At 69.2% G+C, this 21,552-nt stretch carries 18 protein-coding genes; 6 read left to right on the top strand and 12 right to left on the bottom strand.

Annotated features, from left to right (window positions below; translation table 11 throughout):
- Positions 1-217: 217 nt before the first annotated feature.
- Positions 218-3,580, top strand: a complete 3,363-nt coding sequence (locus tag C8258_RS22540; RefSeq protein WP_233225263.1) for a BTAD domain-containing putative transcriptional regulator — start codon at positions 218-220, stop codon at positions 3,578-3,580.
- A gap of 110 nt (positions 3,581-3,690) precedes the next feature.
- On the opposite strand, the gene C8258_RS22545 is transcribed toward C8258_RS22540, so the two are convergent.
- The 8 genes from C8258_RS22545 to C8258_RS22580 form a co-directional block, all read right to left on the bottom strand.
- Positions 3,691-4,530 carry an ABC transporter permease gene (locus C8258_RS22545; RefSeq protein WP_036505943.1) on the bottom strand — a complete coding sequence of 280 codons (840 nt, stop codon included), beginning with the start codon at positions 4,528-4,530 and terminating at the stop codon, positions 3,691-3,693.
- A gap of 43 nt (positions 4,531-4,573) precedes the next feature.
- Entirely contained in the window at positions 4,574-5,590 is a 1,017-nt protein-coding gene (locus C8258_RS22550; RefSeq protein WP_036505941.1) for a daunorubicin resistance protein DrrA family ABC transporter ATP-binding protein, read from the bottom strand.
- Between the two features lie 173 nt (positions 5,591-5,763).
- Entirely contained in the window at positions 5,764-6,897 is a 1,134-nt protein-coding gene (gene menE, locus C8258_RS22555) for an o-succinylbenzoate--CoA ligase (RefSeq protein ID WP_106956937.1), read from the bottom strand.
- A gap of 102 nt (positions 6,898-6,999) precedes the next feature.
- On the bottom strand, positions 7,000-7,350 hold the full coding sequence (locus C8258_RS22560; RefSeq protein WP_083871302.1) for a DUF3349 domain-containing protein: 351 nt from the start codon (positions 7,348-7,350) through the stop codon (positions 7,000-7,002).
- A 40-nt stretch (positions 7,351-7,390) separates the two neighbouring features.
- The gene (locus C8258_RS22565) at positions 7,391-7,669 is read right to left on the bottom strand and encodes a hypothetical protein (protein WP_036505940.1); all 279 of its coding nucleotides are present in this window, start codon (positions 7,667-7,669) and stop codon (positions 7,391-7,393) included.
- Entirely contained in the window at positions 7,669-8,970 is a 1,302-nt protein-coding gene (locus C8258_RS22570) for an inorganic phosphate transporter (RefSeq protein ID WP_106956897.1), read from the bottom strand. Before C8258_RS22570 ends, C8258_RS22565 begins: the two co-directional genes overlap by 1 nt.
- Before the next feature lie 81 nt (positions 8,971-9,051).
- A complete protein-coding gene (locus C8258_RS22575; RefSeq protein ID WP_106956898.1) occupies positions 9,052-9,447 on the bottom strand; it encodes a VOC family protein in 396 nt (131 codons plus the stop codon).
- Between the two features lie 67 nt (positions 9,448-9,514).
- The gene (locus C8258_RS22580) at positions 9,515-10,417 is read right to left on the bottom strand and encodes a 1,4-dihydroxy-2-naphthoyl-CoA synthase (protein WP_199195818.1); all 903 of its coding nucleotides are present in this window, start codon (positions 10,415-10,417) and stop codon (positions 9,515-9,517) included.
- 142 nt (positions 10,418-10,559) lie between these two features.
- Here C8258_RS22580 and C8258_RS22585 point away from each other — a divergent pair, with 142 nt between their 5' ends.
- Positions 10,560-11,216, top strand: coding sequence for a PaaI family thioesterase (locus C8258_RS22585; protein ID WP_106956899.1), 657 nt, complete (start codon positions 10,560-10,562; stop codon positions 11,214-11,216).
- Between the two features lie 87 nt (positions 11,217-11,303).
- Positions 11,304-11,750: a hypothetical protein gene (locus C8258_RS22590; protein ID WP_036505933.1), complete on the top strand. Its 447-nt coding sequence runs from the start codon at positions 11,304-11,306 to the stop codon at positions 11,748-11,750.
- A gap of 135 nt (positions 11,751-11,885) precedes the next feature.
- Here C8258_RS22590 and C8258_RS22595 read toward each other — a convergent pair whose 3' ends face one another.
- Positions 11,886-12,710 (bottom strand): siderophore-interacting protein, encoded by an 825-nt coding sequence (locus C8258_RS22595; RefSeq protein ID WP_106956900.1) that lies wholly within the window; start codon positions 12,708-12,710, stop codon positions 11,886-11,888.
- A gap of 89 nt (positions 12,711-12,799) precedes the next feature.
- On the opposite strand from C8258_RS22595, the gene menD reads away from it, so the two are divergent.
- A complete protein-coding gene (gene menD, locus C8258_RS22600) occupies positions 12,800-14,422 on the top strand; it encodes a 2-succinyl-5-enolpyruvyl-6-hydroxy-3-cyclohexene-1-carboxylic-acid synthase (protein WP_063065445.1) in 1,623 nt (540 codons plus the stop codon).
- A gap of 31 nt (positions 14,423-14,453) precedes the next feature.
- Here menD and C8258_RS22605 read toward each other — a convergent pair whose 3' ends face one another.
- On the bottom strand, positions 14,454-14,657 hold the full coding sequence (locus tag C8258_RS22605; RefSeq protein WP_036505907.1) for a hypothetical protein: 204 nt from the start codon (positions 14,655-14,657) through the stop codon (positions 14,454-14,456).
- 183 nt (positions 14,658-14,840) lie between these two features.
- On the opposite strand from C8258_RS22605, the gene C8258_RS22610 reads away from it, so the two are divergent.
- A complete protein-coding gene (locus C8258_RS22610; RefSeq protein ID WP_106956901.1) occupies positions 14,841-15,422 on the top strand; it encodes a TIGR03086 family metal-binding protein in 582 nt (193 codons plus the stop codon).
- 13 nt (positions 15,423-15,435) lie between these two features.
- Here C8258_RS22610 and C8258_RS22615 read toward each other — a convergent pair whose 3' ends face one another.
- A complete protein-coding gene (locus C8258_RS22615) occupies positions 15,436-16,047 on the bottom strand; it encodes a TetR/AcrR family transcriptional regulator (protein ID WP_106956902.1) in 612 nt (203 codons plus the stop codon).
- A gap of 83 nt (positions 16,048-16,130) precedes the next feature.
- On the opposite strand from C8258_RS22615, the gene C8258_RS22620 reads away from it, so the two are divergent.
- The gene (locus C8258_RS22620) at positions 16,131-17,171 is read left to right on the top strand and encodes an aldo/keto reductase (protein WP_106956903.1); all 1,041 of its coding nucleotides are present in this window, start codon (positions 16,131-16,133) and stop codon (positions 17,169-17,171) included.
- Positions 17,172-17,179: 8 nt separating this feature from the next.
- On the opposite strand, the gene C8258_RS22625 is transcribed toward C8258_RS22620, so the two are convergent.
- A complete protein-coding gene (locus C8258_RS22625; protein WP_233225264.1) occupies positions 17,180-21,490 on the bottom strand; it encodes a bifunctional nitrate reductase/sulfite reductase flavoprotein subunit alpha in 4,311 nt (1,436 codons plus the stop codon).
- Positions 21,491-21,552 lie beyond the last annotated feature (62 nt).

Raw genomic sequence — 21,552 nt, forward strand, 5'->3', positions numbered from 1 at the left:
GGAGTAAACTTTACGAGACGCGAGGCCCGGGGAGCGGTCGGCCCCGGCGCAGCGCCCGATATTCATTCGACCGGTCACATACGATTGCGACGGCATGTTTCCTGATCACAGCGGCTCCGGGCCGGCATCGCGCTCCGCCCGTGCGAATGCCGGGACGACGCATACCCGGCCGGACAGCAGCGGCCGGGACGAAAGGCTGCCCGAGATGGATGTCCGCGTGGCGCTTCTGGGGGAGGTCGCGCTGCGCCGCGACGCGGATCTCGTCGCGGTGCCCGGCGCCCGGGCGCGGTTGCTGGTCGCCGCGCTCGCCGTTCATCCCGGGCGCAGCCGCAGCGCCCAGGCGCTGATCGACGACATCTGGGGCGAGCAGCCGCCGCGCGCGCCGATGAACGCCCTGCATACGCAGGTTTCGAGATTGCGGTCGGCCCTGCCGGAAGGTGCGCTGGAGATCGGCCCGGCGGGGTACCGGCTCCTGCTGACCGAGGAGCAGGTCGACCTGAGCCTGGCCCGCGCCCTGGAACGGGAGGCGCAGCTGCGGTTCGAGCGCGGCGACACCGCCGGATGCCTCGGCCTGGTGCAGCGGGCTCGCGCGCTGTGGCGGGGCGAACCCGGTGCGGATCTGCCGCCCGGCCCCGTCGCCGACGAACTGCACGAATTCGCGGCCGCGCGCTGGTCGGCCCTGGACACCCTGGAACTGGCGGCGCGAGAGGCCGCTGGGGATCTCGGCGGTGCGCTGCGAGTGGCGCGGCGGGCGGCCGCGGCCGAGCCGCTCGACGAGCCCGCGCACGCCACCCTGATGCGCTTGCTCGCCGGCGACGGGCGGGCGAACGAGGCCCTGGAGGTCTTCGCCGGACTGCGGACGCGGCTCGGTGAGGAATTGGGCGCGGACCCCGGCCCGGCGCTGGTCGCGTTGAACACCGCGATTCTGCGTGGCGACCATTCGGCGGCGGGCCCGGTGCCGTCGCATCCCGTGCCGGTCACCTCCGCGACACAGCGGGTGTCCACCGCCCAGCACGCGCTGGCCTCGGAACCGCCCTACGGCCACCCGGAAACTACCGGCGCGCCGCCCAATACGGCCCTGGGCCTGCGCGCTGCCCCCAATCCGCTGCTGGGCCGCGACGGCGATCTGGTGGCGCTGGAGAAACTCGTCCAGGAATTCCGGGTGACGACCGTGCTCGGTCCGGGCGGTACCGGCAAGACCCGCGTCGCCAACGAGCTGGGTGCGCGGATCGCGGGCAGGCAGGCGGTGGCGCTGGTCGAATTGGCCTCGCTGCGTGCCGCTTCCGACGGCGACGCCGGTGAGCGCCACGCCGCGACGTGCGCGGAGATCGAGGCGGCCATCGGTGCGGTCCTCGGCGTCAACGAATACTCCCGCGAAGCGAATGTGTTGCGCCGCAACCAGACCATCGACGGCCGGCGCCGATTGCGCGAGGCGCTGTCGTTGCGTCCCGTCCTGCTGATCCTGGACAACTGCGAACATCTCATCGACGCGGCGGCCGAGGTGGTCGCCGACCTGGTCGGCAGTTGTGAACATCTGACGGTGGTGACCACCAGCCGGGCGCCGTTGGCCATCACGGCGGAGACGGTCTATCCGTTGCCGCCCTTGGCGATCGACGCGCAGGGCTCACCCGCAACGGAGTTGTTCATCAGCCGGGCGCGGGCGGTGCGGCCCTCGGCCCGGCTGGATCCGGCGGTCGTCGCCCGGCTGTGCCGCACCCTGGACGGGCTGCCGCTGGCCATCGAACTCGCCGCGGCCCGCGTGCGGACCATGAGCGTGGAGGAGATCGAAAGCCGGCTCGAACATCGCTTCGCGCTGTTGCGTTCGGGTGACCGCAGCTCACCCGAACGCCACCGCACCCTGCATGCAGTGATCGAGTGGAGCTGGAATCTGCTCGAACCCGAACAGCGGGTGGCCCTGCGGCGGCTGTGCCGGTTCCCCGCCGGATTCTCCTTGGACGCGGCGGAATCCGTGGTGGCGGGGACGGATTCGATCGACGCGGTGGCCGCGGTGGACGGCTTGGTGAGCCAGTCGCTGCTGACCGTACTGGCCGACGACGAGATGGTCGCCACCCGCTACCGCATGCTCGAGACGGTGCGCGAATTCGGTGAGGAACAGCTGATCGCCACCGGTGAGGCCGATCTGGTGATGGGCCGGATGTGCTGCTGGGCACGGCAATTCGCGCACGACGCGGCACGGAACTACGAGGGTCCGGATCAGATTCGCACCGTGCTGTCGGTCGCCGCCGAACTCGACAACCTGCTGGCGGTGTTGCGCCACGCCGTCGAGACCGCCGATTCCCGCACCGTGTTCTCGGTCTTCGCGCCCGTCGCCATGCTGTGGGTCATGCGGGGCGCGCACATGGAGTTGATGAGCTGGGCGCCCCGGGTCGTGCCGGTGCCACCGCCCGAGGGCCCGCGCACCCGGATCGAGTCGGATCTGGAACTGCAGAGCTATGTCTTCCTGGCCATGCATCTGGCCTTCGGCGAGCCCGGACTGCGGCCCCTCGCGGTGATCCGGGCCCGCGCCCGCCGCGTGCTCGCCACGGCCGACCTCACGCCCGGGATCCGGTATCTCGGCGAAATGCTCTGCACGCGAATAAATGTCGCTCACGGAGTGCGTTTGATGGCGGCGGGTACCCGTTCCGACGACGAGCTCGTCCGGTCGCTCGCCCTGCTGCTGCGCGCCAATATGCGCGAGAACGCGAGCTATACCGCCGGGTCGATCCGCGATGCGCGGGCCGCTCTCGCATTGGTCGAGGGCCGCGATGTCTGGGCCACCGCGATGTGCTCCCAGCATCTCGGGCAGATGGCCTCGCAGGCGGCGCGATACGAGGAGGCGGTGGGCTACTACCGGCGCGCGGCCGAGCTGATGCAGGAGTTGCGCTGCTTCGAGGAAAGTGTGGAAGTGCGTAGCTTCCTCGCCGTCTCCATGGTCGGCGCCGGACAGTTGGTCGATGCGCGGCGGGAACTCGAGTACGCGCTGGGTGTCATCGACGACGGCGTCGGATTGGACGAACCGGTGACACAGCCGAACCATCGCAAGGGTGCGGTCGTCGCCGGAATGGCGGAACTCGAACTGGCGGAGGGCGAGATCGAGCGTGGTCTGCGCACGTTCCGGCGCAGTCTGCAACTGTTCGATTGGCCGAATGGCGGTCCCGGGCCCGGACCGGGCGATGTGATCGTCGCCGCCGCCGTGCTCGACGCCCATGTTCTCCATGACGCCGTCCACGAGGTGCCGGAGTTGCCCGGTCAGGTGGCCCGGGTCGCGCGGGAACGGCTCACCCAGTTCGTCGATCTCCCGCAGATCGGTGGTGCCGCCTGCGCGCTGGGTTCCCATCTCGTGCGGTCCGGAGTCGATCCGGAAACCGGCGCGACGCTGCTGGCGCTGGCGATGAAAGTGGTGGGCCGCCAGGACTATTCCTCGATGCGCTGGAATCGTCACCTGGCGCTGGCTCGGGCCACCGTCGGCGCGGAACTGATCGCCGCCGGGCAGGAGGCGGTCTCGAGTGTCAACCGGCGTTCGGCCGCGCAGCGCGTCCTCGCGATGCTGCCGGAACTCGAGACCCTGCTCGGCGCCTGAGGCGGCAGTCGAGCGATCGCCGGGCTGCGTTCCGGGCGCTGCGGCCGAATCCGTGAAAAGCGGTGTCCGCCGGTCGCTTTCGCGACCGGCGGACAGGGAGGAGGGGCACATCACGCCCGGCGCATGTAGGCCCGGATGGCCAGCGGGGCGAAGATCGCGATCACGACCGCCGAGCCGATCAGGCACCACGCCAGGTTGCTGCTGTAGATGTTGCCGTTCATCAGCTCGCGGCACGAATTCACCATGTAGTACACGGGATTGGCCTTGTTGATGCCCTGCATCCAGCCGGGCATGGTGCTGACGAGAGCGAACGCGCCGGACATGAAGGTCAGCGGGAACATGATCATCATGGAGATGCCCTGCACCGAGGCGGCGCTCTTACCGGTGACACCGACCAGAGCCCAGATCCAGCTGACCGCGAACGAGCAGAACACCACGACCAGACCGGCGACGACCACGCCGAGGACGCCGCCCTCCGGCCGGTAGCCCAGGATCAGGCCGACCACGATGGTGAGCACCGTCGCGATGCCGTAGCGGACCATATCGGCGATCAGCGCGCCCGCCAGGGCCGAAACCCGGGCGATGGGAAGGGATTTGAAGCGGTCGAAGACGCCCTTGTCCATATCCTCGCGCAACTGGGTGCCGGTGACGACCGAGGTGAGCACGACCGTCTGGACCAGGATGCCCGGAATCAGCACCGGTAGATAGGCCTGCACGCTGCCGCCGATGGCGCCGCCGAAGATATAGGCGAACAGGGCGGTGAACAGGATCGGCTGCACGGTGACGTCGAACAGCTGCTCCGGATTGTGCTTGATCTTGAGGATGCCGCGATACGCCATGGTGAGCGAGTTCGCGACGGTCTGGCGGAGTGAAATGTGGTTGCTGGCAACGGGAATCGCGGCGCGCGCGGCGTGCCGGCCGGTTGCGGGAGCGGGAAGAGTGGTGGTCACGATATGTCCTTCGGGGGAGTGGGGAACGTGGCGGGGGCCGGGCTCATGCCGCGGTGCCCTCGGAATCGGTGCCGGCGTCCTCGGATTCGGCGGCGTGGCCGGTGAGGGCGAAGAACACCTCGTCCAGGCTCGGCTTGCTGACGGTGATCTCGTCGACGCGGACGTCGTTGTCGCGCAAGCGGATCAGCAGATCCGCGGTGACGCTCGGATCGCTGAGTGGGGCGGTGACGCGGCCGGCCTCGGGGGAGATGCTCGCCTCGACCAGCTTGCCGTCGGCGCGGGAGAGGAATTCGCCGATGAGCGTGCGGGCCCGTTCGATGGTGTCGCGGTCGGCGACGGTGATCTGCAGCGCAGACTGTCCGACCGAACCCTTGAGTTCGTCGGAGGTGCCGTCGGCGATCACCTTGCCGTGGTCGATCACCGCGATGCGGTCGGCGAGCTGGTCGGCCTCGTCCAGGTACTGCGTGGTGAGCAGCACCGTGGCGCCCTCGCGCACGAGCCGGCGGATGGTCTCCCACATCTGCGCGCGAGTGCGCGGATCCAGGCCGGTGGTCGGCTCGTCGAGAAACAGCAGCGGCGGCGTCGCGATCAGGCTGGCGGCCAGATCCAGGCGCCGGCGCATACCGCCGGAAAAGTTCTCCAGGGCCTTGGTCGCCGCCTCGGTGAGCCCGAATTCCTCGAGCAGTTCGGCCGCGCGGCGCTTGGATTCGGCCCGGCTCAGCCCGAGCAGCCGGGAGAAGATGATCAGATTCTCGGTGGCGCTGAGCTTTTCGTCGACCGAGGCGTACTGGCCGGTGACACCGATCAGCGAGCGGACCGCGGTGGGTTCGGCCACGACGTCGTGACCGAAGATCCGGGCCCGGCCGCCGTCGGGGCGCAGCAGGGTGGCGAGCATGCGGATGGTGGTGGTCTTGCCGGCCCCGTTCGGGCCGAGCACGCCGTAGACGGCGCCCTGCGGCACCGCCAGGCTCACCCCGTCGACGGCCCGCTGCTCCCCGAAGAGCTTGACCAGCCCGTCCGCCTCGATGGCGAGTGCATCAGCAGGTGCGTAAGAAGTCATGCCACAACTGTGCGGGGGGCGTCTTGCACCCTTCTTGCACCGCTGTTGCACGCTCGCGCAAGGGCGATCGAGGGCCGCTTGCATAACGCGCGGCCCACGCAAGCGGAGGCATCGCCGCAGGTGGGAGCGACGATCAGGACAGTGGCGGTGTGAGCGGTGTCACTGCGGAGCGGTCAGTGAGCCGCCTGCTCCAGCAGGTGCTCGCGCAGCTTCACGCGATTCGGCTTGCCGGGACCGCGCATCGGAATCTCGTCGAGGATCGCCAGTTCCCGCGGGGCCGCGATCGGGTCGAGCTCTGCCACCACGTGCGCGCGCAATTCGTCCAGCGTGGGTGTCGTGCCCGGATTGGGCACCACCGCCACCGCCACCCGCTGGCCCAGCCGCGGATCGGGCAGACCCAGCACCACGGCCTCGTTGATCGCCGGATGGGTGGCGAGCACGGCCTCGACGACCTGCGGGATCACCAGCAGGCCACCGGTCATGATCGCCTCGTCCAGGCGGCCGGTGATGGTCAGCACGCCGTCGTCGAAGGTGCCGGCGTCCTCGGTGCGGAACCAGCCGGGCTCGGCGAACGCCGGGTGGTCGGGGATGCCGCGATAGCCCTTGGCCAGCATGGCCCCGCCCAGCAGCACCCGCCCGTCCTCGATGCGCACTTTCGCACCCGTCAGCGGCACGCCCTCGTAGACGCAGCCGCCGCAGGTCTCGCTCATGCCGTAGGTGCGGACCACGTTGATCCCGGCCGCGCGGGCCCGGTCGAGTACCGGCTTCGGTGTCGCCGCGCCGCCGACCAGTACCGCGTCCAGCTCGGCGAGCGCCTGCGCGCCGACCGGATCGTCGAGGGCCTTGATGAGCTGCGTGGGCACCAGCGAGGTGTAGCGCCGGGGTCCGGTCATCCCGGCCACCGCCGTCGCCAGCCCGCCGGGTAGGAAACCACCCGAGACGTCCAGCACCGCCGGTTCGACGCCCGCCTGGATGCTGCGCAACAGCACCTGCACCCCGGCGATGTGGTGGGTCGGCAGCGCCAGCAACCACTGGCCCGGCCCGCCGAGCCGCTCGTGGGTGGCATCGCCGCTGGCGCGCAGGGCGGCCGAGGTGAGCATCGCGCCCTTGGGGACGCCGGTGGTGCCGGAGGTGGTGACCACGAGGGCCACATCGTCCTCGATCTCCTCACCCGGGCGCAGTGCGCTGGAGAGTCGATGGGATTCCCGGCGATCGCCGGTGGGGATCGGCAGCCACGCCGGACCGTTGCCCTCCAAGGCTTCCCGCAGATGCGGCAAGACGTCACCCACCGCGGCTCCGGTGGGCATGGGGAGGGTCCGCAGGGTGGTGCTCACGTTCGCGATCGTGTCATGTCGAGGTCGATGACCCGTGAACGGGTCCGCACTTCCTTCGCTGAATCGGGGAGAAGGTCAGTCCGACGTCGGTGTCGCCAGCGGCCAACCACCCGCTGCCAGGTGCGATGCCACTCGAGCGATATCGTCCTCGCCCGGCAGCTCCTTGGCAACTCGGGCGATCGCCGCCTCGATCTCGTGCTGGGCGATCTCGTCGTCGCCGGCGCGTTCGCGCACCAGCTCCTCGACCACCAGATGCACCTCGTAGTCGGTGAGCCGGCGGTGCAGGACGGCCAGCAGCGCGACATAGTCGGATTGCGGCACACCCTGCGGATATCCGGCGCGCAGCCAGCCCAGCACCTTCTGCAGGACCGACGGCGTGGTCTCGTTCGATTCGGGTTGCTGGGGCGATGCGGATTCGGTGGTCACGAATGTCCTTTCGACGATCAGGGCGGCGCCGTGCGGCCGCTCAGCCTTGACCGAACAGATGGATGCCGAGCCGCGCGGCCAGAAAACCTCTGGCAACGAACAGCACTCCGGCGATGACGGTCAGCGTTACCACCGAATAACACAACCCCGCGCAGGCCGCAGCCGCACGCCGGCGGGTGGAATCCGGTTGTGGCGCAGCCCCCGCGATCGAATGCAGCCGCACCCCGAGCGCGAAGATCGCCGGCAGTCCCGCCCCGAAGAGCAAGGCGGCGGCGGTGACTCGCCACAGTTCGGTCAGATCGTCGATCAGGGTCTGCATCAGAAATTCCTTGCGGCGCGATGGGAGGCGCGGGAGTCGTCGGTCCGTCCGGGCTTTCCGGGCTCGGGCGGTGCCGAGGTCGTGGCGGCGTCCTCGGGGTCGGCGGGTGCCGAACCGGCGGTCCGGGTTTCGACGGCCGGTCCGGTGCCGTCGGCGCCCGGCAGACTCGTCCACTGCTCGTTGACGTTCGCGGCGTGCACCGGGGTCCGGCGCGAGCGCAGATAGATCAGGCCGGCCATCGCGACGAGGATGGCGAAGACCACCAGCACGCCGGCCAGGCCGCCGATCAGATGCGCCAGCGCCCAGCAGATCGCGCCCGCCAGCCCGGCCAGCGGGAGGGTGAAGACCCAGGCCACCACCATGCGCCCGAGCACCGACCAGCGCACCTCGGCGCCCGGACGGCCCATACCCGTGCCCAGGATGGCGCCCGTCACCGTCTGCGTGGTCGACAGCGGCAAGCCGAAATGCGCCGAGGTGAGAATGATCGCGGCGCTGGTGGATTCGGCCGCCAGCCCCTGCGGCGGGGTGATGTCGACCAGACCCTTGCCGAGGGTCCGGATGATGCGCCAGCCGCCCAGCGAGGTGCCCGCGGCGATGGCCACCGCACAGGCCACGATCACCCACAGCGGCAACGGGTCGCTGGGTTGTTTCGATCCGTAGGCGATGAGCGCCAGGAAGATGATGCCCATGGTCTTCTGCGCGTCGTTGGTGCCGTGGGCCAGCGACACCAGCGAGGCCGAACCGATCTGGCCCCATCGGAAACTCCGGTTCACCACTCGCTGATCGCTGCTGCGGGTGATCCGGTACACCAGCCAGGTGCCGATCGAGGCGACCAGTGCGGCGACCACGGGCGCCAGCACCGCGGGCACGATGATCTTGGTGAGCACGCCCTTCTGCCCGGCCGACCAGATCACCCCGCTCCAGCCGAGCGCGGCGATGGTGGCCCCGATGAGCCCGCCGAACAGGGCGTGGGAGGAACTCGACGGCAGCCCGAACAGCCAGGTGAGCAGATTCCACAGGATGCCGCCGACCAGTCCGGCGAAGACGATGGCGAGCAGATCGGCGCCGCCCACCTCGTCCAGGCGCACGATGCCTTCGGCGACGGTGGCGGCCACCTCGACACTGAGGAAGGCGCCGATCAGATTCAGCCCGCCCGACAGCAGCACCGCGGCGCGCGGGCGCAGGGCGCCGGTGGCGATCGAGGTCGCCATGGCGTTGGCGGTGTCGTGGAAGCCGTTGGTGAAGTCGAAAACGAGAGCCGTGACGACGACGATGAGCAGAACGAACAGTTCGGCGGTCACGCCTCCAGTGTGCGTTATCGATCCGTTAACGCGTTGGCCAGGTTCCCGACATGTCGGACGAACCGGGATGGTAAGGCGGGGTCATTCCGGGGGCTTGCGGGTGTCGCGCCGGATCGGATGGTCGGCGGGCACCTCCACCAGCACGATCGGAACGCCGTCCGGATCGCGCAGCCACATCTCGATCAGACCCCAGGGTTCCTGCACGGGCGGACGATCGAGCGCGACTCCCCGGGTCGCCAATTCCGTGGCCGCGATATTCGCGTTGCGCACCTGCAACCAGACGGCGCCCGCGAAACCGGCCGGCGCCGTCTCGTCGCGTCCGTGCGCGGCCACCTCGATCAGCGATTGCCCGGCGAAGAACACCGTGCCACCCGGGTACTCCCGTGCGATCGCCAACTCGAGCCCGTCCCGGTAGAACGCCAGCGTGCGTTCGTAATCGCTCGGCCGCAGGATGATTCGACTGCTGAGGATGTCCACGAATCGAGCCTAGAGGGACGACCTCGGGCCGAGTGGCCGCTTCGCGAGGTCCGGCGGGAAGCCCGGCTCAGAAGTGGTACGGGTAGGGACTCCAGTCCGGCTCGCGCTTCTCCAGGAACGCGTCGCGGCCCTCGACCGCCTCGTCGGTCATGTAGGCGAGGCGGGTCGCCTCACCGGCGAAGAGCTGCTGGCCCACCAGGCCGTCGTCGGTCAGGTTGAACGCGTATTTGAGCATGCGCTGGGCCTGCGGCGACTTCGCGAGGATGTCGGCGGTCCACTCCAGCGCCTCGTCCTCGAGCCGGTCGTGGTCGACGACCGCGTTCACCGCACCCATGTGGTGCATCTGCTCGGCGGTGTAGGGGCGGCCCAGGAAGAAGATCTCCCGGGCGAACTTCTGCCCGACCATCTTCGCCAGGTAGGCGCTGCCGTAGCCGCCGTCGAAGCTGCCCACATCGGCGTCGGTCTGCTTGAACCGGGCGTGCTCACGGCTGGCCAGAGTGAGGTCGCAGACCACGTGCAGGCTGTGCCCGCCACCGGCCGCCCAGCCGTTGACCAGCGCGATGACCACCTTCGGCATGAACCGGATCAGCCGCTGCACCTCGAGGATGTGCAGGCGTCCGGCGCGGGCCTTGTCCACGGTGTCGGCGGTCTCACCGTCGGCGTACTGATATCCGCTGCGCCCGCGGATGCGCTGATCGCCGCCGGAGCAGAACGCCCATCCGTCGTCCTTGGGACTGGGGCCGTTCCCGGTGAGCAGGACCGCACCCACATCCGGCGTCATCCGCGCGTGGTCGAGCGCGCGGTACAGCTCGTCGACGGTGTGCGGCCGGAAGGCATTGCGCACCTCCGGGCGATCGAAGGCCACGCGGACGGTGCCCTGCTCGATGTGCCGGTGATAGGTGATGTCGGTCAGGTCCTCGAAACCCGCGACGGGCTCCCAGAGTTTCGGATTGAACGTCACCTGAGCCATCATGCACCCCACCCGTCACCGGCTGTTCGCCCGCGCCGGGGCCGGCCGCCGCAAATGTGATGTTCGTCCGGTACGTCGCAGAACCGGCGAGCTACCGACGGGTTGGGTTGGACGGTGTAAGAACTGGCGTTACCGTGCAGGTATGAGTGAGCGCGCGGAACCGGCGATCGACACCAGTGCGGTCGATGCCGATCGGTACGAGAAGCACGGCGGATTTCCCAAGGTGGAGGAGGCCGAACTCGGTGCGAACTACGCGCCGTTCCTGGAGGCGATGCGCACGCTCCAGGACCTCACCGTCTCCGTCGACTGTCCCGACGAGGTGTTCGGGCAGGCTCTAGCGCAGGCGAACGCCTTGGCCGAACTGCTCGAGCCCTATCGCGCACCGGAACTTCAGGGCCCGTCGGGACGGGTGCCGGCGCTGCCGGGGCGCGGCAGTCTGCTGCTGCCGCCGTGGGTGATGACCGAGGCCGGTCCCACGGGTGTCCGGATGCGCGGCGAATTCCGCCGGTATCACCTCGGCGGCAACAACGCCGTGCACGGCGGCGTGCTGCCGCTGCTGTTCGACGATCTGTTCGGCTCGCTGGTGCACTACGCCGGTCGGCCGATCAGCCGCACCGCGTTTCTGCACGTCAACTACCGCAAGGTGACGCCGCTGGAGACGCCGCTGACGGTCGAGGGAACCGTCGATCGGGTGGACGGGCGCAAGACTTTCGTCTCCGCGCGACTGCGCGACGAATCCGAAACGTTGCTCGCCGATTGTGAAGGGCTCATGGTGCAGTTGCTGCCCTGGCAGCCGTAGTCGGCCGGAGGACGGTGTGTCCGGTGCGTCCGATGCGTATAGTTACCCGCGCTCGCTCATCGAAAAACTATCCGGAGGAACCTGAAAGTGGTTGCAGCACTGTCTGAATCCCTGCTCGATGACGCCAAACGCCCGGCCTTCCTGGCCGACGCCCAGGAGGTTCTGGATGCGGAGGTGTCGGATAAGGGGGGTGCATCGGGCCTGGCCGTGAAGGGCGGCTACGCCGCGGTGAAGAAGGTCAGCCCGACCATCGTCTCGGACGCGCTGGAGTCGTTCGCACCCAAGTTCGTCGAGCGGCTGGAACCGTACTGGGCCCAGTACCAGGCGTCGGGTAGCGGCTCGTTTGCCGATCTGCTGGTCGCCAACTCCGACGAGGTTGCCGAGTCGCTGCTCGCGGTGACCGACGCGCGTGCCGAGGCCTCGTCGCGGCCGGCGCTGAAGAAGGCGTACTCGTCGCTGCGTTCGTCGGCGAAAAAGCATGTGGTCGAGGCGCTCCCGCGCGTCGGCGACCTGGTCCAGCGGCACGCCGGCTGAGTTGCGGTTTTGCGACCTCGTCGTTCGGCATCCGGACGGAGTGTGATCCCCGGATGCCGGACGGCGGGGGGCCGCGGCGGCACGAGGTGAGCGCCGCGGGTCCCGTCGGAATCCACCCGCGCCGCGCGGTGCCGATCAGCCCGGCGCCGACTTCCCGAACCGCCAGTAGCCGGTGAAAGTGATGTCCGCCTTGGCGATTCCGCGCTCGTTCGCGAGATGTCGCCGCAGGCCGGAGGCCAGTTTCTGTTCTCCCGCCACGAAGGCGTAGACCCCGCTCGCCGCGATGTCTCCCGCTCGCGCGGCTGCCAATGCGAGACTGCCGATCTCGGCGTCCGGATCGCCGCGGACCAGCCAATTCACCACGACCCCTTCGGGTTCGCCCAGATCCTGCGCATCGTCGGGGTGGGTGATCTCCAGATACGCCGCACCTCGCAGATCCCGCGGCGCCGACCGCAGAATTCCGGCGATCGCCGGCAGGGCGCTCTCGTCGCCCGCCAGCAGCGACCACGAACAGTGGTGCGGCGGTTGGTACATGATGCCCTCGTCGAGCAGTCCTACCGCGGTGCCCGGGGTGGTGTTCGCCGCCCACCCGCAGGCGGGGGTGTGCTCGCCGTGCATGGCGAAATCGATGTCCAGCTCGGCTGTTTCGCCGAATTCTCCCCGGCCGGCCGGCCGGAACTCGCGCACGGTGTAGTTGCGCACCACCGGGCGGTGCTCCTTGCTCATCATCAGCCACTGCGCGTACCAGAGATTGCTCGCCGCCGAGGGCAGCCGCAGTTCACCGTCGCGCGGCAGGAAGAGCCGGAACCACTGGTCGAATCCCATCGGGGTGAACTCGGCGAGACCGGCGCCGCCGAGCGTCACCCGCACGAAATTCGGACTGATCCGCTTGTTCGCCAGCACCTCGGCGGTGAGGATCCGCCGCTCCTCGGGCTTGACGTACTTGGTCCGCTTGGCCATGAATATTAGGTTAGCAAAACCTAACTCGATGAACACGGTGTGAGCGGGTCGACGTCCCCTACGGCCGGAAGGTCTGACAGTCTGGGGAGGTGAATCCATCGACAGCACAGGCCCAGGTCGTGGTGGACGAGCTGGTGCGCGGGGGTGTGCGCGATGTCGTGCTGTGCCCGGGCTCACGCAACGCGCCGCTGGCCTTCGCGCTGCAGGCGGCCGATGCGGCGGGGCGGCTGCGACTGCATATGCGCATCGACGAGCGGACCGCCGGATTTCTCGCGGTCGGCATGGCGGTGTCCACCGGGGCGCCGGTGCCGGTGGTGATGACCTCGGGAACCGCCGTGGCCAACCTCGGGCCCGCGGTGCTGGAGGCCAACTACGCCCGGCAGCCGCTGATCGTGCTCAGCGCCAACCGGCCCTACGAGATGCTGGGCAGCGGCGCCAACCAGACCGTCGAGCAGTTCGGCCTGTTCGGCAGTCAGGTGCGGGCCGCGATCAGCCTGGGCCTGGCCGAAGCGGAACCGGATTACCGCAGTCAGAACAGTGTGTGGCGGGCCGCGGTCTGCCGCGTCCTGGCCGCCGCGCGCGGTACCCGGTCCGGCAACGCCGGGCCCGTGCACTTCGACATTCCGCTGCGCGAGCCGCTGGTCCCCGATGCCGTTGCCGGCGAGCCGATTCCGGCTGGACGCGCCGGTGACGCGCCGTGGACCGAAACCCAGTACGCGACCCTGGACGTACCGCTCGAGATCGACCTGACGCTCGATACCGTCGTCATCTCCGGCCACGGCGCGGGCTATCGCGCCGAGCTGGCGCAGCTGCCCACGGTCGCCGAACCCACCGCCGCGATGCCCGGCCCCGCCCTGCATCCGCTGGCGCTGCCCCTGTTGAAGCCGCGCCAGGCCGTCATCACCGGCCGGCCGACGCTGCATCGGCAGGTGTCGAAGGTGCTGGCCGATCCGGATGTCACCGTCTTCGCGCTGACCACCGGGCCGCGCTGGCCCGATGTGTCCGGCAATGTCGTCGGCACCGGCACCCGCGCGGTCACCTCGGGGGCACCGCGCCCGGAGTGGCTCGAGCAGTGCCGCGAACTCGACGCGATGGCGTGCCGCGCGATCCGCACCGAACTCGCCCGCCATCCCAAACCGACCGGCCTGCATGTGGCCTCGGTGGTGATGGACGCCCTGCGCGAGGGCGACCAGCTACTGCTCGGCGCCTCGAATCCGGTGCGCGACGCGGCGCTGGTGTCGCATCCGCGTCCCGGTGTGAAGGTGCTGTCCAACCGCGGTGTGGCCGGTATCGACGGCACGGTGTCCACCGCGGTCGGCGCGGCCCTGAGCCATCCCGGCCGGACCTTCGCGCTGATCGGCGACCTGACCTTCCTGCACGACGCCTCCGGCTTGCTGATCGGCCCGGGGGAGCCGCGCCCGGCGGATCTGACCATCGTGGTCGCCAACGACGACGGCGGCGGCATCTTCGAACTGCTCGAACAGGGTGATCCGCAGTACGCCGGCGTCTTCGAGCGCATCTTCGGCACCCCGCACGGGATGGATCTGGCCGCGCTGTGCGCCGCCTACCGGATTCCGCATCGGCAGGTCGACCCCGCCGAACTGGCGGTGGAAATGACCGGGCACGCCCACGGCATTCGCGTGCTGGAGGTTGCGACCGAGCGATCCAGCCTGCGCGAGTTGCATGCCGCGGTGCGTGCCGGCATCGAATGATCGGTACCGAATAGACCGGCGACCGGTCAGCTCAGTAACCGGCCTCGGGTTCGTCGTATTCGTCGTCGAGCGGCACGGGAATCGACTGCTCGATGAGGTCGGCCTCGGCGGCTTCGCGGTCGACGGCCGGTGTGTCGAACTCGGGTTCGTCCGGCGCCACCTCGAGATTCTGGTCCAGCTGGTCGGCCTCCGGAACCATATCGACGGAGGTGGTGTCGATGGTGGGATCGGTCATCGGTTGCTCCCTTCCGCTCGGGGGTCCGATTCGCCGGATACCGCGATCCGGCACTGTCGAGGATGCCCTCACCGCGTGCGGCTGGCAACCGTTCGTTCGCGGCCGCCGATGAATTCGGGTGGTCCGCCTCGTCCTCTCTATGAGTGCCTGTGCCGGTACAGGCCGTATTCGGAGGAGGACCACATGGCGACACCCCACTTCGATCTGGAGAGCGCCACCGATGCGATGACAGAGATCATCAGCGGCATCGGCGCGGACGATCTGTGCGCCGCGACCCCGAGCCCGGGGGTCAGCGTGCGGGATCTGCTGTTCCACACCCTCGGATTCACCGAGGGATTCCGCCAGGGTGCCACCAAGGAAGGCGTCGGCCGCTCCGCGCCGCCGGAGCAGGCGCCGGATGCGGATCTGCCCGAGGGGTGGGGCGAGCTGATCACGACCCAGTTGAAGGCGCTCACCGAGGCGTGGCGCGATCCGGCCGCCTGGGAGGGCGATACCGAGGTGGGCGGTGTCACCGCCCCCGCGCCCGCGATGGCCGGGTTCGCCCTGAACGAGGTGGTGATGCACAGCTGGGACCTGGCGTGTGCCACGGGTCGCCGCTTCGAGCCGGCCGACAAGGATGTGGCGGTGCTGCTCGAGCAGTTCCGGGAGACGCCGCGCGAAGGCGTTCCGGGGCTGTTCGGCCCGGTGGTGGAGGTACCCGCCGACGCGTCGGATTGGGAGCGCCTGCTCGGTCTGACGGGCCGCGACCCGTACCGGCAGGTGTGAGCGTTCCGTTCGCTCACCGGGTGAACAGGCCTGCGGTGGCGGCTGTCGTCGCGGCTTCCGCGGCGGTCACCGCGACCGCATCGTCGATCGGGTCGCCGGAGATCAGGAAGCGGTAGTACAGCGGGGCCGAGACGGCGGAAACCACGGCGCGGGCATCGGTTCCGGGGGCGAGTTCGCCGCGTTCGACCGCGGCCGTGACGCACGGCTCCCATTCGGTGATCCGCACGTCGTAGAACCGGTGCAGGGCAGCGGTGGTTTCCGCATCGCAGACGGCCGCGGCGACAAGGGCTTTGAACAGCGGACCCTGGCGGGGATCGGTCAGGGTGCGCGCGACGAGGCGGGCGTTGGCGGTGAGGTCGCCGCGCAGCGATCCGGTATCGGCGTGCGGCAGTGAGGTTTCCGCCATATCGGTGAGCATGTCCGCCATCAGCCCGGCCGGGGTGCGCCAGCGGCGGTAGACGGTCGTCTTGCCGACCTCCGCGCGGGCCGCGACCTCGGCGAGGTCGAGTTCGGCGAAGCCGCGTTCGGCCAGTAGATCCCCGGCCGCACGCAGGACGGATTCGCGGACGCGTGCCGTGCGACCGCCCGGGCGTACCGAACCGGGTGCGGCGGTGTCCGAGCCCATAACGGTCCTCCAGTTTCATTAGCGTCGAATCGAGTGTATCGTCTCTCGTGTTAATGAAACTTCAGTTCCGTTAGGGGTTGGTCATGGACTATCGTCGATTGGGTGCCTCGGGCCTGCTCGTCCCCGCTCTCAGCTTCGGAGCGGGCACCTTCGGGGGCCGGGGCGAACTGTTCGGCGCGTGGGGCGATACCGACGCCCAGCAGGCGCGCCGGATGGTCGATGTGGCGCTCGAGGCCGGCGTCACGATGTTCGACACCGCGGACGTCTACTCCGACGGCGCCTCGGAAGAGATTCTGGGCCGCGCGATTCGCGGCCGCCGGGACCGAGTTCTGTTGTCCACCAAGGCGGGCCTGCCCACCGGGCCAGGAGCCGCCGAGGCCGGATCGGGCCGTTCCCGGCTGATCGCGGCCGTCGATGCCGCGCTGCGCCGGCTCGACACCGACTACATCGATCTGTTCCAGCTGCACGCCTTCGACGCCGCGACCCCGGTCGAGGAGGTGCTGGACACCCTCGCGGATCTGGTGCGCGCCGGGAAGATCCGCTATCTGGGCGCCTCCAACTTCGCGGGCTGGCAGCTCATGAAATCTCTCGCTGCCGCCGACCGCGGCGGTCATCCGCGGTATGTCGCCCATCAGGTCTACTACTCGCTGGTAGGCCGCGACTACGAATGGGAACTGATGCCGCTCGGCCGCGACCAAGGCGTCGGCGCGATGGTCTGGAGCCCGCTGGGCTGGGGCCGGTTGACCGGCAAGATCCGGCGCGGACAACCACTTCCGGCGGGCAGCCGCCTGCATCGCACCGCCGAGGCCGGCCCGCCGGTCGACGATGAACTGCTCTACGACGTCGTGGACGTGCTCGACGAACTCGCGGCCGAAACCGGGAAGTCCGTACCGCAGATCGCGCTGAACTGGCTGCTCTCGCGCCCGACCGTCGCGACGGTCATCGTCGGCGCCCGCAACGAGGAACAGCTGCGTCAGAACCTCGGTGCGGTCGGCTGGCAGCTCGAGCCCGAGCAACTGGCCCGGCTGAACAAGGTCAGCGCCGTGACTCCGCCGTATCCGTACTACCCCTACTACCGGCTGCCGGACTTCGCGCGGGTCAACCCGCCCATCGGGATCGCATAGCGGGCGGCTCAGTACACATCGCGCACATACCGTTTCTCCGCGGTCAGCTGCTTCTTGAACGCCAGCGCCGCATTCTCGTCGAGGTTGCCGTGGATGCGGGCGATCTTCAGCAGGGCGTCGTCGACGTCGCGGGCCATGCGCGCGGCGTCACCGCAGACGTACAGGTGAGCGCCGTCGCGCAGCCACGACCACAACTCGGCGCCGTGTTCGATCATGCGGTGCTGCACGTAGATCCGCTCGCGCTGATCCCGCGAGAAGGCGAGGTCGAGCCGGGTGAGAAACCCGGAGCGGAACATGTCCTCGAGTTCGGTGCGGTAGTAGAAGTGGTCCTGAGCGTGCTGATCGCCGAAGAACAACCAGTTGCGCCCTCGGCATCCCAGCGCGCGGCGTTCGTGCAGGAAGCCGCGGAACGGCGCGATGCCGGTGCCCGGGCCGACCATGATCATCGGCGCGGTCGGATCCAGCGGCGGCCGGAAATGCGGTGCGCGCTGCAGGAATACGGGCACGCCACCGGTCTCGTCCCGGTCGGCGAGGAAGGTGGAACACACCCCGCCGCGTGGGTCGTCGGCGGCGCCGTAGCGCACCACACCGACGGTGAGCTGCACCTCGCGCGGACTCACCAGCGGGCTCGACGAAATCGAATACTGCCGCGGTTGCAGCTTTTTCAGCACCGCGAGCCACTCCACCAGATCGGCCCGCACGGGAAAGTCGCGCAGAACGTCGACGGCATGGCGATCCCACAGATAGCGGTCCAGTTCGTTGCGGTTGTCGCGGCGCAGCAGCTTCGCCAACTGCTGACTGGGATTGTGGGCGGCGACGAAGGACAGCAGATCACCACTGATCTTGGTGATGTCGAAATGCGCGCGCAGTGCCGATTCCAGTGGCACGTCGCGGCCGTCGATCTCGACCTGCCGGGCACCGTCGAGTCCGGTCGCCGCCAGCCAATTCCGCACGGCGGCAGTGCTGTTCGCGGGCCACACGCCCAGGCTGTCGCCGACCTCGTAGCCGGCCTCCAGACCGCTCAGGTCGAATCCGAACTGCCGCACCTCCTTACCGGATCCGGGCCGTGACAGCAGGTCGTTGCGGATCAGGGGTGCCAGCACCGGGGCGTTGCGGGTGAACGGCGCGGGAACCGATCGGGTGGTGCGCGCGGGCGCGGCGGTGCGGGCCTCGACGCGATCGAGTACTCGGACGCCGAGCCCCGCGGGCGCGCCGGCACGACCGGCGTCGGTGGTCGTACCGACACCCTCGCCACCGCTCAGCGCGGCGGCCACATCGCTACCGCTGGGCGCGCCGGTGCCCTTGTCGCCGACGGCCGCATTCCCGTGACCGTCGCCCAGGGCGGCGAGGACCGCGGTGATCCACTTCTGCGACGCATCCTCGTGATCCGGTTCGCTGTCGACGCGATCCAGCAGCCGGACACCACCGCGTTCGGACAGCAGCCGATCCACCTTGCGGCCGTAGCCACAGAAATCGTCGTAGGAGGAGTCGCCGAGGGCGAAGATTCCATATCGGAGCCCTGGGAAGCGAGTGCCGCTGTCCTGCAATCGATCCCAGAAGTCGGCGGCGTTGTCCGGTGGGCCGCCGTCACCGAAGGTGCTGGTGACGAACAGGACGTCGCCGGTCAGTTCCGGCAGTTCACACGCGTTCATCTCGACCAGCCGGGGCGCGTGCCCGTGTTCGGCGAGGGCCGCCGCGACCGTCGCCGCCAATTCTTCGGCGGTACCGGTCTGGGAAGCCCACAGCACGGTCACCGGCCGTCGCTGTGGGCCGGCCGGAGCCGCCGAGGGGGCTGCCGCTGTGGCGCCGGGCGGGGAGTCGGCGCCGGGCGGGGAGTCGGCGCCGGGCGGGGAGTCCGGGGCCCGCGAGTACATCCCCGCCAGCAGCCCGTCGATCCACCAGCGGCTGCGGTCGGACAGCGGCGCCGATTCCGGGAGGACGGGCTGCCCCTGGACCGGAAGCGATTGCAGCGCGGCCAGATATCCGCCCAGATAAATCCGCTCCGCCTCGCTGAGCATGGGCGCGGGCGCGGAATCGAGCCCCAGCATGGCGGCGAGTGGATGCGACGCGGGTGCGCCGCCGGATACCAACGGGCTGCCGGCCGCGGCGTCGACCCGATGGTCCGGTTCGATGCCTCCCGGGTTGTCCTCGTCGATGACGTCGCGAGTGTCCCGGGCGGGCCCGACGCGCCGCAGCGTCACCGCGCACGCCTTGAATTCCGGTTGCAGCGAATCCGGATCCACAGCGTCGTTGGTCACGGCATTGATGGTCAGATATTCCCCCTGTTCGTCGTTCCAGTGGAACGGTGCGAAACACGCGCCCGGCCGCACCCGATCGGTGATCTGCACGGGCAGCACCGCTCGCCCACGGCGAGAAGCGATTTCGATCTGATCGCCGGGGCGCACACCGAGCGCGCGCGCATCGTCGGGATGCACATCGAGAAACGGCGCCGGATTCAATCTGTTCAGCTTCGCGACCCGCCCGGTTTTGGTCATCGTGTGCCATTGGTGTTGGACGCGACCGGTATTCAGGACGAAGGGATAGTCGTCGTCGGGCATTTCGGCGGCCGCCATATGCGGCCGGGGCCAGAACACGGCCCGGCCGCTCGCGGTGGGGAAGACCAGCGCGCCCGCATCGCCGGTGCGATAGCGAATCGGGTTGCGGCGCTGCGCGGCATCGGCGCAGGGCCACTGCATCGGTCCCTCGCGCAGTGCGGTGTAACTCATTCCGCTCAGGTCGTATCCGGTCGCCGAATTCGCGAAACCGCGGATCTCGTCGAAGATCTCGGCGCTGGAAGCGTAGTCGAATCCCTCGAATCCCATCGCCGTCGCGATCCGCGCGATCCACTCCCAATCCGGCAGCGCCGCGCCGAGCGGCTCCACCGAATGCCGCAACAACGTGACATTGCGTTCGGAATTGACCATCACGCCGTCGGCTTCGGCCCACAGCGCCGCCGGCAGCAGCAGATCGGCATAGGCATTGGTCGCGGTATCGAGATAGGCGTCCTGGGTGATCACCAGTTCCGCCGCCTCCAGACCGGCGATGACGGTTTTGCGATTCGCCACCGAGGCCACCGGATTACTGCAGATGATCCAGCACGCCTTGATCCGGCCGTCGGCCAATTCCCGGAACATGTCGATCGTGCCGCGTCCGGATTCGGCGCGAATGGTGCCTGCCGGAAGCTGCCATGCGGTTTCGGCGAAGCGGCGATCGGCGTCGACGAGCGCGCTGCGCTGCCCGGGCAAACCGGGACCCATATAGCCCATTTCGCGCCCGCCCATGGCATTCGGCTGCCCGGTCAGCGAGAACGGACCGCTCCCGGGCCGGCAGATGGCGCCCGTGGCCAGATGCAGATTGCAGATGGCATTGGTGTTCCACGTGCCGTGGGTGGACTGATTGAGCCCCATCGTCCACAGCGTCATCCATTCGCCGGCCGCGCCGATCCACGCGGCGGCGGTGCGAATATCGTCCTCGGCCAATCCGGTGATCTCGGCGACGCGGGCCGGTGGATAGTCGGCGAGGAATTGTGGCATCGCCTCCCAGCCCTCGGTGTGGGCGGCGATGAATTCGGCGTCGATATCACCGTTGCCGACCAGCAGGTGCAGCAATCCGTTCAGCAACGCCAGATCGGTGCCGGGTCTGATCTGCAGAAAAAGGTCGGCCCGGGCGGCGGTGTCGGTGCGCCGCGGATCCACCACGATCAGTTTGGCACCGGCCTTGAGCCGATCGGCCATGCGCAGGAACAGAATCGGATGACAGTCGGCCATATTCGAGCCGATCACGAAGAACAGGTCGGCGCGGTCCAGGTCGTCGTAGGAACCCGGCGGGCCGTCGGCGCCCAGCGATTGTTTGTATCCGGTGCCGGCACTCGCCATGCACAGCCGCGAATTGGATTCGATATTCACCGTGCGCAGATAGCCCTTGGCCAGTTTGTTCGCCAGATACTGCGCTTCGAGTGTCATCTGCCCGGAGACGTAGAGCGCGACGGCATCGGGGCCGTATTCGTCGACGATGGCGCGCAACCGCTGCGCCGCCTGCCGCACGGCCTCCTCGACCGCGAGTTCAACCGGTTCCTGCCCGCGCCGGGGCCGGTGCAGGGCCGTGGTCATGCGTCCGGGGGCGCGCATCAATTCCAGGTGGGTGGCGCCCTTGGTGCACAGTCGTCCGGCATTGACCGGATGCAGTTTGTCGCCACTCACCTTCGCGATGACGGGGGCGCCGGCCGCGTCGCGCTCGGTCCGCACCGTGATGCCGCAGCCCACGCCGCAGTAGGAGCACGCGGTCCGGACGGTGCTCGTGGAGTTCTCGGCGCTCGACACACCCCCGATGATGGCGAGCTGCCGTTGCGACGGATTTACCGAACGTTATCGACAGATGACGA

Origin of the sequence: Nocardia sp. MDA0666 (assembly GCF_003023875.1) — a bacterium.
Taxonomy (GTDB): domain Bacteria; phylum Actinomycetota; class Actinomycetes; order Mycobacteriales; family Mycobacteriaceae; genus Nocardia; species Nocardia aobensis.

What these genes read in the sequence shown, in the direction of transcription:
- C8258_RS22550 (WP_036505941.1), bottom strand. Translation starts at nt 5,590, where the DNA reads ATGACTTCTTACGCACCTGCTGATGCACTCGCCATCGAGGCGGACGGG.
- menE (WP_106956937.1), bottom strand. Translation starts at nt 6,897, where the DNA reads ATGCCCACCGGAGCCGCGGTGGGTGACGTCTTGCCGCATCTGCGGGAA.
- C8258_RS22565 (WP_036505940.1), bottom strand. Translation starts at nt 7,669, where the DNA reads ATGCAGACCCTGATCGACGATCTGACCGAACTGTGGCGAGTCACCGCC.
- C8258_RS22580 (WP_199195818.1), bottom strand. Translation starts at nt 10,417, where the DNA reads ATGGCTCAGGTGACGTTCAATCCGAAACTCTGGGAGCCCGTCGCGGGT.
- C8258_RS22585 (WP_106956899.1), top strand. Translation starts at nt 10,560, where the DNA reads ATGAGTGAGCGCGCGGAACCGGCGATCGACACCAGTGCGGTCGATGCC.
- C8258_RS22595 (WP_106956900.1), bottom strand. Translation starts at nt 12,710, where the DNA reads ATGGCCAAGCGGACCAAGTACGTCAAGCCCGAGGAGCGGCGGATCCTC.
- C8258_RS22605 (WP_036505907.1), bottom strand. Translation starts at nt 14,657, where the DNA reads ATGACCGATCCCACCATCGACACCACCTCCGTCGATATGGTTCCGGAG.
- C8258_RS22610 (WP_106956901.1), top strand. Translation starts at nt 14,841, where the DNA reads ATGGCGACACCCCACTTCGATCTGGAGAGCGCCACCGATGCGATGACA.
- C8258_RS22615 (WP_106956902.1), bottom strand. Translation starts at nt 16,047, where the DNA reads ATGGGCTCGGACACCGCCGCACCCGGTTCGGTACGCCCGGGCGGTCGC.
- C8258_RS22620 (WP_106956903.1), top strand. Translation starts at nt 16,131, where the DNA reads ATGGACTATCGTCGATTGGGTGCCTCGGGCCTGCTCGTCCCCGCTCTC.